Genomic DNA, 12107 nt, shown 5'->3' on the forward strand with positions numbered 1-12107 from the left:
GGAAGGGAAAGCGATGAGCACAGCCGGAACGAAGTCATCTCCACCACAGTCGAGTCCGGCCATGACGCTCGTCGTTGTGCTGCTCGGCGTCCTCGTCGTCCCCATGTCCATCTCCGGGGCGGCCGTGGCGCTGCCGGACATCGGCAAGGACCTGGACACCTCGGGCGCCCCCCTGATGTGGGTGGTGAACGTCTACAACCTGCTCTTCGCGGCGATCACGCTCGTCGCGGGCTCGCTGTCCGACCTGTTCGGGCGGCGCCGGATCTTCGTGCTGGGCGGCGGGCTGTTCGCCGTGGGCTCGCTGATCAGCGCGCTCGCACCGCACATCGCGGTGCTCGACCTGGCCCGCGCCGTCGCGGGTGTCGGCGCCGCCGGCGTCCTGGCCAGTTCCGGTGCGATCCTGGCGACCACGTTCGACGGGGCGGCGCGCACCCGTGCCTTCGCCGCCATGGGCACCGTGGTCGGCATCGGCATCGCCTTCGGGCCGACGCTGTCCGGCTGGCTGGTGGGCAGCCTCGGCTGGCGCGCCAGCTTCCTGTTCTACGTGGTGGTGCTGGTCTTCGTACTGCTGGGCACCGTCAAGGTCGGCGAGTCGCGGGCCGGGGAACGACCGCGCGTCGACGTACCCGGCGTGATCACCTTCGTGCTCGGTCTTGCCCTGGTGATGATCGGTCTGGTGCAGGGGCCGGAGAGCGGCTGGGCGGACCCGCTGATCGTGGTCAGCCTCGTCCTCGGCGTGGTGCTGCTCATCGTGTTCTCGATCGTCGAGCGCCGCAGCGCCCACCCGGTCCTCGACCTGACCCTGATCAAGAACCGCCGCTACACCGGCTGGTGCGTCGGCACGCTGATCACGTCGATCGGATTCGTCGGCACGCTGACCTATCTGCCGACCTACTTCCAGGGCGCGAGCGACGCCTCGGCGACCAGCGCCGGTGTGACCATGCTCCTGATGACGGTGCCGGTGCTGGTCGCCCCGCAGATCGGCGGCTGGCTGATCACCCACGGCTTCCCGCCGCGCATCCTGATGATGCTCGCCCTGCTGTTCATCGCGGCGGGCAGCGCATGGCTGACCATCCTGGAGCCCGGGATCGGCGCGGGCCGGCTCGCCGGGCCGCTGGTCGTGATCGGCATCGGCATGGGCATCTCGTTCGGCATCACGGACGGCCAGGCCATGAGCCAGGTCGAGCCGGAGCGGGCGGGCATGGCGGCCGGGTTCCTCAACACGATCCGCGGCGGCGCCGAGGCCCTGGTCCTGGCGATCTTCGGGTCCCTGCTGGTCAGCCTGATCCAGAGCCGGGTCGGTTCGGCGCACCTGGCCAAGGAGATCTCCGCGGGCAATCTGCCCGAGGGGCCCGAACACGCCGTGCTCGCCGACCACTTCAGCAGCGCCTGGCACATCGCCCTGTGGTGGGTGGCGGGCGTCTGCGCCGTCGGCGCGGTCCTCGTGCCGGCCATGCTCTCCGGCTCCGCCGCGCCCCGCCCCGCGGGCCCGGCCCCGAAGCATACGTCCGAGTCCGAGAACCAGCCCGCCTGAGACCGGCGGCCGGAGCCGGAGCCATTCCCCCGTCGCCGGCTCCGGCCGTCCTTTCGTGCACCGTCAGGCCCGACGCGCCACCCCCTCACCCCTGGGAGCCCGCATGTACGTCATAGCCAACCGGATCACCGTCACCGGTTCGACCGAGCTGTACGAGGAGATCTACGCCCAGGGCGGCGCCTTCATGGAGCGGCAGCCGGGGCTGATCCGCCATCAGCTGGTGCGGTCGCTGCACGAGCCCGACGTCTACTTCTCGCTCGCGCTGTGGGACGACCAGGAGTCCTTCGAACGGTGCGCGGCGCTGACGGAGTTCCAGCAGATCTTCGGCCGGACCAAGGGGCTCGTCGACATCGATCACCACCGCTGCGCCGTCGTCAGCATGGGGGAGCCGGCCCCGGCCGCGCAGTGACCGCCGCCCGCTCATCCGCCGGAGGAGAACTCATGGTCAAGACAGGCATCTCGTACTCGTCCCTCAGCGCGCCCGACGGCTCGCTGCCCGCCCCGCAGGAGGTGGCACAGCGCGCCGAAGCAGCCGGCCTCGACTCGCTGTGGGCCAGCGACCACCTGGCCACCGGTGCCCCGTTCCTGGAGAGCACCGTGGCGCTGGCCGCCGCTGCCGCCGCCACCAGCAGGCTCGAAGTGGGCTTCGGTGTCCTGCAGTTGGCTTTGCGCAGGCTGTCCTGGGCGGCCAAGCAGATCGGTTCACTGCACGCACTGGCACCGGGCCGGCTGCACCTGGGCGTGGGCCTCGGCGGCGTACCGGCCGAGGAATGGCAGGCCGCCGGGGTGCCGGTCGCCGAGCGGGCCCGGCGCACCGACGCGGCGCTGCGCGTGCTGCCCTCGCTGCTGGCCGGCCGGCCGACACTGCTTCCCGACCTGCCGCACACGACGGTGGCCCTGGCCCCCGCGGTGCCCGTGCCACCGGTGTGGATCGGCGGCGGCTCACCGGCCGCCCTGCGCCGTGCCGCGGCACTCGGCGACGGCTGGCTGCCGGCGGCGATCACCCCCGAGGGCGTCGCCGAAGGGCGGGAGCAGTTACGGGAGTTGAGTGCCGCGGCCGGGCGGTCGGTGTCGCGTGTCACGGTCACCGTGTTCGCCGCGCTCGACGGGCACATGGGCGGACTCTCGCACGACGCGCTGGTGGACGTCCTGCACGGACAGTTCGGGTTCCCGCGGGAACTCGCCGACGCGGTCGCGGTGTCCGGGCCGCCCGAACTGATCGCCGAGCGCATCACGGCGTACGCGTCCGCGGGCGCCGAACACGTCGTGGTCTGCCCCGTCGGCGGGTCCTGGGAGCAGCAGATCGAACTGCTCGGGAAGGCACGGCAGTTGATCTCCTGATTGCACGCCGGTGCGGACAACGCTTTGTGCCCGGCGTCCTCGGCCACCTGACAGAATATCCCCGGTTCCGTTGCACCCCGATCGATCCGTGCCAGAAAGTGGGGGCCTCACGCGGCAGGATCCGAACTGCCCCCATATTGTTCAGGGGAATCAATGGAATTTCGTGTCCTGGGGCCGATCTCCGCCATGGACGATGGGATCGAGTATCTTCCGACGGCGCCCAAGCAGCGGCATCTGCTGGCACTTTTACTGCTTCACGCAAATCTTCCGGTGTCCACCGAGATATGCAGTCAGGAACTGTGGGAGAACAATCCACCGCCGAGCGCCTTACCGACCCTGCAGACCTACATCCTGCAGATCCGGCGCTCCCTCGCCCGTTCGCCCTCGATCTGCTCGTTGACGTCGGCCCGGAAGAAGCTGGTCACGGGCTCGCGCAGCTATCGCATCGTCACCGAACCCGATGCCCTCGACCTCACCCGCTTCAGCCGGCTGCTGCAGGAGGGCCGGGTGGCACAGCGGGGCGGTGACGACCGGGCCGTGTCGCGGATCTTCCGCGCCGCGCTGTCCCTGTGGCGGGGTGAGGTCCTGGCCGACGTGACGCCGGGGCCTCATCTGCGCGAGCGGGTCAACAGCCTCACCGAGCTGCGGCTCGGCATGATGGAACAGTGCTTCGAGGCCGAGTTGCGACTCGGCCTGCACCACCAACTCCTCAGCGAACTGGGCGCGTTGTCCGCACGGCATCCGCTGAACGAGAACCTGACCGCCCAGTACATGCTGGCCCTCTACCGGTCCAGCCGGCAGGTGGAGGCACTGGAGGCGTTCCACCGGCTGCGGCGGACCCTCGCCGAAGAACTCGGCATCGAACCGTGCCTGCGGGTCCGGCTGCTGCACGAGGCCATCCTCACGGGCGACCCCCGGCTCGACACCGACCTCGTGGACGGGCTCACCCCGGGCCGGGAGAGGGCGGCCGCCGGTTCCTCGGCCCGCCCGTCGTGGTGAGGGGCCCTGCGCAGGGTCCCGCGCATGCGAGGCCGCGGAGTGGCACCGGTAACCCGGTGCCACTCCGCGGCCGTGTCCGTGGCCGGCGGGATCAGCCGGCCAGGTCCTCCAGGGCGCCCACGACCTGAGCGGGCAGCGGCATGCCGGCGATCTCCGCGGCGAGCGCCTGCGAGCGCTCCCGGTAGGAGGGGTCGCCGAGGATCTTCTCGCAGGCGGCGACCACGGCGTCCTGGGAGTCCTCGCCGTCCGGCACCATCAGCGCGGCCCCGAAGTCGACGAGACGGCGCGAGGGCGGCACCAGCTTGGGCATGTTGGGGATGAGCAGCTGCGGAACGCCCGCGTTCATCGCCGTCAGGGCCGTGCCGCCGCCCGCGTGGTGGACGACCAGGTCGCAGGTGGGCGCGACCACGTCCAGCGGCATCCAGCCGGCCCGCACATGGTGCAGCCCCTCGGTCAGCTCGCCCGCGACCTCGTCGGGCACGGCGATGAGCAGTTCGGTGGCCAACGCGCTGACCTTGCGCGCCAGTTCACGCACATACTCGAAGTACTGATGGCGGCTGACCCGGCTGCCCGCGGTCACCAGGATCCGCCGGCGGTCACCGGGGACGTACATCCACGGCTCCAGGGCGCGCTGTCCGTTGCCGGGCACGTACCGCATCGGCAGCGCGTCGAAGGCGTCCTCGGGGCGCAGGCTGGGCGGGCAGATGTCGATGTACAGGTCGTGCTCCGGCAGCCGGTCCAGGCCCAGCGCGGTCAGCTCGGGCTCCATGACGCTCGCCGCGGCGCCGTCCACCTCGGCCGGCTCGCCGGTGTCCCAGGCCTGCCGTACATAGGGGACGCCGAGGGCCTTCGCGGCCAGCGGCGCGGCGAAGCAGAGCATGCCGCCGACCACCAGGTCGGCCTTCCAGGCGCGGCCCACCTCGATCAGCGCGGGCAGGCTGGCGGCGGCCATGCGGCCGAAGCCGCGGCCGATGAAACGGATGTGCTCCTGCGGGTCCTCCGGCCACTGAAGGGCCTCGCCCGAGCGGCCGGTCGTCATGAAGTCACGGATCGAACGGGTGGTGACGGGGACGCCCGGCAGCCCGGCGCCGGCCGCCACCGGCATCATCTCCTCGGTGGAGGCGAGGAACACCTGGTGTCCCGCGTTCCGCGCGGCCGTGGCGAGCGGCGCCAGGCCGAAAATCGTCGCCGGGCTTCCCCCGGCCAGAAAGAGAATATGCATGGCCGTCACCCTAGGAATGCGTCCTAGGGAACTCACAGGAGATTTCTTGAGAGCGCTCGCCGGCCTGCCTTGGCGGACCGCTAAGACTTCTCAAGGGCACCGCAAGATGGTTGCGGCATTGTCATACCCGGCGCTTCCCCACCTATTGAGTGAGAGGTTGCAATGAAAGCACTCGTCCTGTCGGGTGGAATGGGAACCCGGCTCCGCCCGCTGACCCACTCGATGGCCAAGCAGTTGGTCCCGGTGGCCAACAAACCGGTCCTGGTGCACTGCCTGGAGAACATCCGCGCCATCGGCGTGAGTGAGGTCGGCATCATCGTCGGGGACCACGCGGCGGAGATCACCGCCGCGGTCGGCGACGGCGCCCGGCTCGGCCTGCGGATCACCTACATACGGCAGCAGGCGCCGCTGGGCCTCGCGCACTGCGTGGCCATCGCCGAGGACTTCCTGGGCGACGACGACTTCGTGATGTACCTCGGGGACAACGTGCTCGTCGAGGGCATCGGCGAGGCCGCCGAGTCCTTCGTGGCGCGCCGCCCGGCCGCCCAGATCATGGTCACCAAGGTGCTGGACCCGCGGCAGTACGGTGTCGCCGAGGTCGGCCCGGACCGCGTCGTGCGGGCCCTGGTGGAGAAGCCGCGGCACCCGCGCAGCGATCTCGCCGTCATCGGTGTGTACTTCTTCACCCCGCTCATCCACGAAGCGGTGCGCGCCGTCCCGCCCGGCGCGCGGGGCGAACTGGAGATCACCGACGCCATCCAGCACCTGGTCACGCGGGGCCGTACGGTCACCGCCGTGGAGTACGCCGGATACTGGCAGGACACCGGGAAGATCGACGGCCTGCTGGAGTGCAACCGCGTGCTGCTGGACCGGATCGTGTCCGACGTGCGCGGCCGGGTCGACGAGGAGAGCGTGCTGGGCGGCGCGGTGATCGTCGAGCCCGGCGCCACCGTGGTGCGCTCCCGGCTCACCGGACCGCTCGTCGTGGGCGCCGACACCGTCGTCCAGGACAGCCGGATCGGCCCGCACACCGCGCTCGGCGCCGGCTGCACCGTGCACGGCGCCGACATCGAGGACTCCATCCTGCTGGACGGCGCCGTGCTGGACGGGGTCCGGCCGGTGCGCGCCTCGCTGATCGGCCGCGGCGCCAAGGTCACCTCGCCGCCCGGCACCCGGGCGCACCAGCTCGTGGTCGGCGACGACTGCCGGGCGGTGGTCGCGTGACACACCGCGTCCTGGTCACCGGCGGCGCCGGGTTCATCGGCTCGCACTTCGTGCGCAGCCTCCTTCAGGGCCGTTACGAAGGCTACGAGAGAGCCGAGGTGACCGTCCTCGATCTGCTCACCTACGCCGGCAACACCGCCAATCTGCCGCTGGACCACCCGCGGTTGACGCTGGTCAAGGGCGACATCTGCGACGAGGAACTGGTGCGGGCGCTGCTGCCCGGCCACCGCGAGGTCGTGCACTTCGCGGCCGAGTCGCACGTGGACCGCTCGCTGCTCGGGCCGCGCGCCTTCGTGCGGACCAATGTGCTCGGCACACAGACGCTTCTGGAGGCCGCCCTGCACTGCGGTGTCCAGACGTTCGTGCACATCTCCACCGACGAGGTGTACGGCTCCATCGAGACGGGAACCTGGGACGAGGCCGAGCCGCTGCTGCCCAACTCGCCCTACGCGGCGTCCAAGGCGTCCGCGGACCTGCTGGCCCGCGCCTACTGGCGCACGCACGGCCTGGACGTGCGGATCAGCCGCTGCTCCAACAACTACGGTCCGCGCCAGCACCCCGAGAAGCTGATCCCGCTGTTCACCACCAACCTGATCAGCGGCCTGAGCGTGCCGCTGTACGGAACGGGCCGCCAGATGCGCGAGTGGCTGCACGTGGACGACCACTGCCGGGCCGTGCATCTGGTGCTCGCCCGGGGCCGGGCCGGCGAGATCTACAACGTGGGCGGCGGCACGGGCCTGACGAACCGTGAGATCACCGAACGGCTCCTGGACCTGTGCGGCGCGGACGCCTCCCGGATCCGGCTCGTCACCGACCGCAAGGGCCACGATCTGCGGTACGCGATCGACGACTCCAAGATCCGCGAGGAGCTGGGCTACCGGCCGCTGAAGCCCTTCGACGCGGGACTGCGCGAGACGGTCGAGTGGTACCGCGGCCACGAGGACTGGTGGCGCCCGCTCAAGCAGGGCGGGGCCGGCTCGGCGTGACGCCCGGGCCCCTGTGACGCGAAGGCCGCCCCGTGCACCGGGGCGGCCTTCGCGCGCGGCACCTCTCAGCCGGCACCGGGGGCGGCGAAGGCACGCTCGCCGTGCAGCCACTGCACGGCGTCGTACAGATCGGTCACCGACAACGCCCCGAGCATCGCGTTGCGTTCGGCCGCGGCCCGGCCCGCGGGGTGGTAAAGGCGCTCGCCCATCTGACGCGCGACCCGCTGCGCCCTGGCCGTCCGCTCGCGGCGCGCGGCGGCGTACTTCTCCAGCCGCTGCGGTACGTCGTCGAGGGCGGCCCCGTCGAGCAGCCCGCCCAGCACCACCGCGTCCTCCAGCGCCTGGCAGGCACCCTGGGCGGCGTACTGGAGCATGGGATGCGCGGCGTCGCCGAGCAGGGCGACGCGGCCCTCGGTCCAGGTTGCGACGGGATCACGGTCGCACAGCACCCAGGTACGCCAGTCACGGCCCAGCTCCAGCAGCCGGCGGGCGAAGGCGCCGAGGCCGGGGAACTCCCCGAGGACCCGCTGCCTGGGCACCGGCACCCCGGCCACCGCCTCGCGCGCGCCGTCGTCCCGGGTGACCGCGAGATTCAGGAACTCGCCGGAGGCTATCGGGTAGTGGACGAAGTGCCACTTCGGTCCCGCCCACAGCGTGACGGCGTTCCAGCGCAGCTCCCGTGGCACCGTGTCCATCGGCACGACGGACCGGTAGATCGTGTGCCCCGACACGCGCGGTTCGCCGTCGCCGACGAGCTGGGCGCGCACGGTGGAGCGGATGCCGTCGGCACCGATCAGGGCGTGGCCCCGGACCCGCCGGCCGTCGGCCAGGACGGCGGTGACGCCCGCCGCGTTCTGTTCGTAGCGCACCAGGCCGCTCGCCACCCGCAGGCCGACCCCGGCCTCGCGGCAGGCGTCAAGCAGCGGCCGGTGCAGGTCGGCGCGGTGCACGACGGCGTACGGGTTGCCGAAGCGGGTCACATACGCGCCGGTCAGCGGCATGGCGGCGATCGTCTCGTCCGTGGTGCCGTCCATCAGGCGCAGGGCGTCGATGCGCACGGCGCGGTCACGGACGGCGTCGCCGACACCGAGCCGGTCCAGGGCGTGGAAGGCGTTCGGGCCGAGCTGGATGCCGGCCCCCAACTCGCCGAATTCCTCCTGCCGTTCGAGTACGGTGACCCGGCATCCGGCCCGGGCGGCGGCCAGGGCGGCGGCGAGCCCTCCGATGCCGCCGCCCACGACGATGAGGTCCATCACGCGGCCGGGTTCCTCTCCGCGTAGGCGAGGCCGAGCCCCGCGAGCTCCGGCGTGCCGTGCCGGCCCTCGGTCACCGCCTCCACGTCGAAGACATGCACCTCCGTGGGCGGATAGCCGATGATCTCGGCGGCGCGCGCCGGCAGTTGCTGAGCGGCGGCCTCGGCGGACTCCCACAGGAAGATCGCGCCCCAGCGGCCGGTCGGCGCGTCGGACATCCACACCTTCAGCCGCAGGCCCGCCACCCGAGCGAACCGGGCGACGGCCTCCTCGCGCAGGAACGCCCGCAGCGACGCGGCGTCGCGTCCGGACGGCGCGAGATCCCACCAGGCAACGACGGCCTTCACGACCTGAGCACCTCCTTGATCAGCGAGCCCACGATGCGCGGGCCGTTCTGGGTGAGCAGTGACTCGGGGTGGAACTGGAGCGACGCGAAGCCCGGTCCGCGCAGGGCGTGCACCTCGCCGCTGTCCGGGTCCCGGCAGACCTCCACCGCGCCGACGCCGCCCACGTACACCTTGTCGTCGCTGCCGTGCGCGGCGAAGGTGTTGTAGAAGCCGGCCCTGACCGGCTCGCCGAACAGCTCGATGCACCGCTGCTCGCCCTGGCTCGGGCGGGGCCTGCGGCGCACGTCGAGCCCGAGCAGCGAGGCCAGCACCTGGTGGCTGAGACAGACCCCGAGGAACGGCAGCCGGCGGTCCAGGAGTTCATGCAGGCTCGCCCGCAGATGTGCGATCTTCGGATGGCCGGTGTCGGTGGGATCGCCCGGTCCCGGGCCCATGACGACGAGGTCGTGCGCGCCGAGAGCGTGCGGCTCGTCGTAGCGGCGTACGGTGACCGCCATGCCGAGCGCGCGCAGCTGATGGGCGAGCATCGCGGTGAAGGTGTCCTCGGCGTCGACCACCAGCGCGGTCCGCCCGCCGAGACCGGCCGGTGTGTCGTCCGCGCCGGACGCCAGCCAGAAACCGGCGACGCGGGCGTTGCGGCGGGCGAGTTCGGCACGCACCTCGGGGTGGTCGGCGAGCCTGCCGCCGCGGCCGGCGAGTGCGTCGAGCAGCCCGGCCGCCTTCGCCCGGGTCTCGGCGACCTCGGCGGCGGGATCGGAGTGGCGGACCAGGGTGGCCCCGACCCCGATCTCGACCCTGCCGTCCCCGGTCACGTCCGCGGTGCGGATGAGGATGGCGGAGTCCAGGACCGGCCCGCCCCGCTCGTCACGTCCGATGAGCGCGGCGAGTCCCGCGTAGTAGCCGCGCCCGCCCGGCTCGTACCGCGCGATGACCCGTGCGGCGTTCTCCAGCGGGCTGCCGGTGACCGTCGGGGCGAACAGGGTCTCGTGCAGGATGTCGGGGATCGCGCGGGTACAGCGGCCCTCGATGAAGTACTCGGTGTGGGCGAGCCGCGCCATCTCCTTCAGCCGCGGACCCACGACCCGGCCGCCGCCCTCACAGATGCGGCCCATCATCTTCAGTTCCTCGTCGACGACCATGTACAGCTCGTCGGTCTCCTTGGTGTCCCGCAGGAACTCCATGACCTCGTCGAGGACCGGGCCGGTGGGCGGATAGCGGTAGGTGCCGCTGATCGGGTTCATCACCGCCCGCCCGGCGTCCAGGCTGAGGTGCCGCTCCGGGGAGGCACCGACGAGGGTGCGTTCCCCGGTGTGCACCAGGAACGTCCAGTACGCCCCGCTCTCCTGGCCGAGCAGCCGGCGGAAGAAGCGGACGGCGGTGTGCGCGTCGTGGCCGTCGACCTGGGCCACGAAGGAACGCTTCAGGACGAAGTTGGCGCCCTCGCCGGTGCCGATCTCGTCCTCGACGACACGCCGGACGGCCGCCGCGTAGGTCTCGTCGTCGGGTTCGAATCGGCCACCGCGCAGGACGGCGGGGGTGGCGGGGACGCGGGCGAGCACATCGGCGAGCGCCACGCGGGCCTGCTCGCGCACGACGAGCGCGGTGAGCGGAGTGCCGTCGTCGGGTGCCGCGTAGCCGCGTTCGGCGAGCTGCCGGTACGGCACGAGGACCAGGGCGTCATGGCGTGCCGCGGCGCCGTCCGGGCCGGACGCGGCGGCGGGCAGGGCGGAGAGGCCGGACAGGGTGTCCAGGGTCACGGTGTCGCCCGCCAGCACCTCCACGACGCCGGGCCCCGTGGCCTCGGGCCGGTACAGCAGCGCGTAGGCGGCCACGGCCCCGCCGAGCACACGCTCCACAAGGGCGTCGGTCATTCCCGCTCCCCGCGCCCGCCGGCCGCACGCACCGCGGCGTCGAAGTGCCCGGCCCCGATGACGACGGCGCACCGCCGGGCCGCGTACCGCAGGGCCATGCGGTGCTCGTCCGCGCCGAAGTCGGCGACCGCGTCGGCCACGACGAACGGCTGGATGTCGTGTGAGAACGCCTCGCACGCCGTCATCAGAACGCCCACATGGGCGTACACGCCGCAGATGACGAGCTGGTCGCGCCGCTTGCTGCGCATCCAGTCGAGCAGCCGGGTGTTGACGAAGGCGCTGTAGCGCCATTTGGTGAAGGTGTGGTCGGCCGGGGACGGCGCGAGGTCGCCGACGACCGCGCGGTCCTCGGCCGACGGGGTCATGCCCGGCCCCCAGAAGTCCTTGAGGAGACCGCGCTGACGCGGTGTCATACCACCCGGCTGGGCCGTGTAGGCGACGGGCATCCTGGTGTCGGCCGCGGCGCGCCGCACCAGCGCCGTGTTGGCGATCAGCGGTGTGCGCACCGACTCCGGGAAGGGACGCAGGAAGAAGCGCTGCATGTCGTGGACGAGAAGCGCGGCGCGCCGCGGGTCGGGCGTCCAGCGCGCCGTGTTGGCGGGCAGGTCGCCGGGGCCCGGCAGCGGATAGCCCTCGATCGCGGGGATGCCGGGGGCGGGCAGTGCCCGGGTCATGCGGACACCCCCAGAGCGGCGCCGCCGTCGACGGTGAGGGACTGCAGCGTGATGTGCCGGGCCTGGTCGGAGAGCAGATAGACGACGGCGTCGGCGACATCGCCGGGACGGGCGATCCGGCCGAGCGGGATGCCCACCCGGTACGCGTCGGGCACGCCCTCCAGGGTGCCGGTGCGCCCGGACGGATCGCGCCACAGCGAGGCGAGCATGGGGGTCTCGGTGGAGCCGGGCGCGACGACGTTGCAGCGGATGCCGTACCGGGCCACTTCCAGGCCGAGGCACTTGGTGAACATGGTCGCGGCCGCCTTCGATGCCGCGTATGCCGCCATGTCCGTGCGGGGCGTCGCCGCGGCGTTGGACGCGACCGTGACCACGGCCCCTGGGCGGCGCGCGTCGAGCATGCGGCGCACCACGGCGCGGGAGACCAGGAAGACTCCGGTCGCGTTGACGGCGAAGGTGTCGGCCCAGTCCTCGTGGCTGAGGGTGTGGGCGCGTCCGGGCCTGAGCACTCCGGCCGCGTTCACCAGGCTGCCGACGCCGCCGAGGGGGGGGGGGGCGGGGGGGGGGGGGGCGGCCCCCCCCCCCCCCCCGCCCGGCCCCGGCCGGCCCGCGAGGGGTGCAACGCCCCCCGGCGCGGCGGCCTCGACGAGGGCCCC

At 72.4% G+C, this 12107-nt stretch carries 11 protein-coding genes and 1 pseudogene; 6 read left to right on the plus strand and 6 right to left on the minus strand.

Annotated elements, in window-relative coordinates; genetic code table 11:
* Nucleotides 1-61: 61 nt before the first annotated feature.
* The 4 genes from ACIRFL_RS34215 to ACIRFL_RS34230 all read left to right on the plus strand — a co-directional run bounded on the left by ACIRFL_RS34215 (nt 62) and on the right by ACIRFL_RS34230 (nt 3874).
* Complete coding sequence (locus ACIRFL_RS34215; protein ID WP_404036447.1) at nt 62-1534, plus strand: MFS transporter; 1473 nt, start codon at nt 62-64, stop codon at nt 1532-1534.
* 103 nt (nt 1535-1637) lie between these two features.
* Nucleotides 1638-1943 carry an antibiotic biosynthesis monooxygenase family protein gene (locus ACIRFL_RS34220; protein ID WP_404036450.1) on the plus strand — a complete coding sequence of 102 codons (306 nt, stop codon included), beginning with the start codon at nt 1638-1640 and terminating at the stop codon, nt 1941-1943.
* A 32-nt stretch (nt 1944-1975) separates the two neighbouring features.
* The gene (locus tag ACIRFL_RS34225) at nt 1976-2875 is read left to right on the plus strand and encodes an LLM class flavin-dependent oxidoreductase (RefSeq protein WP_404036453.1); all 900 of its coding nucleotides are present in this window, start codon (nt 1976-1978) and stop codon (nt 2873-2875) included.
* Between the two features lie 153 nt (nt 2876-3028).
* On the plus strand, nt 3029-3874 hold the full coding sequence (locus ACIRFL_RS34230; protein ID WP_404036456.1) for a BTAD domain-containing putative transcriptional regulator: 846 nt from the start codon (nt 3029-3031) through the stop codon (nt 3872-3874).
* Nucleotides 3875-3965: 91 nt separating this feature from the next.
* On the opposite strand, the gene ACIRFL_RS34235 is transcribed toward ACIRFL_RS34230, so the two are convergent.
* The gene (locus ACIRFL_RS34235) at nt 3966-5096 is read right to left on the minus strand and encodes a nucleotide disphospho-sugar-binding domain-containing protein (protein WP_404036460.1); all 1131 of its coding nucleotides are present in this window, start codon (nt 5094-5096) and stop codon (nt 3966-3968) included.
* A 162-nt stretch (nt 5097-5258) separates the two neighbouring features.
* On the opposite strand from ACIRFL_RS34235, the gene ACIRFL_RS34240 reads away from it, so the two are divergent.
* Both ACIRFL_RS34240 and rfbB read left to right on the plus strand, forming a co-directional pair.
* Nucleotides 5259-6320 carry a glucose-1-phosphate thymidylyltransferase gene (locus ACIRFL_RS34240; protein ID WP_404036463.1) on the plus strand — a complete coding sequence of 354 codons (1062 nt, stop codon included), beginning with the start codon at nt 5259-5261 and terminating at the stop codon, nt 6318-6320.
* Complete coding sequence (gene rfbB, locus ACIRFL_RS34245) at nt 6317-7306, plus strand: dTDP-glucose 4,6-dehydratase (protein WP_404036466.1); 990 nt, start codon at nt 6317-6319, stop codon at nt 7304-7306. The genes ACIRFL_RS34240 and rfbB overlap by 4 nt, the downstream gene beginning before the upstream one ends.
* 65 nt (nt 7307-7371) lie before the next feature.
* Here the strand turns inward: rfbB and ACIRFL_RS34250 are convergent, their stop codons facing one another.
* The 5 genes and pseudogenes from ACIRFL_RS34250 to ACIRFL_RS34270 form a co-directional block, all read right to left on the minus strand.
* Nucleotides 7372-8559: a 3-hydroxybenzoate 6-monooxygenase gene (locus ACIRFL_RS34250; RefSeq protein WP_404036481.1), complete on the minus strand. Its 1188-nt coding sequence runs from the start codon at nt 8557-8559 to the stop codon at nt 7372-7374.
* Complete coding sequence (locus tag ACIRFL_RS34255; protein WP_404036469.1) at nt 8559-8906, minus strand: hypothetical protein; 348 nt, start codon at nt 8904-8906, stop codon at nt 8559-8561. The genes ACIRFL_RS34250 and ACIRFL_RS34255 overlap by 1 nt, the downstream gene beginning before the upstream one ends.
* Nucleotides 8903-10777, minus strand: a complete 1875-nt coding sequence (locus ACIRFL_RS34260) for an anthranilate synthase family protein (protein WP_404036472.1) — start codon at nt 10775-10777, stop codon at nt 8903-8905. The genes ACIRFL_RS34255 and ACIRFL_RS34260 overlap by 4 nt, the downstream gene beginning before the upstream one ends.
* Nucleotides 10774-11451 (minus strand): isochorismatase family protein, encoded by a 678-nt coding sequence (locus tag ACIRFL_RS34265; protein WP_404036475.1) that lies wholly within the window; start codon nt 11449-11451, stop codon nt 10774-10776. Before ACIRFL_RS34265 ends, ACIRFL_RS34260 begins: the two co-directional genes overlap by 4 nt.
* Nucleotides 11448-11996: pseudogene (locus ACIRFL_RS34270) on the minus strand (SDR family oxidoreductase); the annotation flags it as partial. The gene ACIRFL_RS34265 and the pseudogene ACIRFL_RS34270, both read right to left, overlap by 4 nt.
* Between the last annotated feature and the right edge of the window lie 111 nt (nt 11997-12107).

Source organism: Streptomyces sp. NPDC102462, assembly GCF_044765425.1.
Classification (GTDB): Bacteria; Actinomycetota; Actinomycetes; order Streptomycetales; family Streptomycetaceae; genus Streptomyces.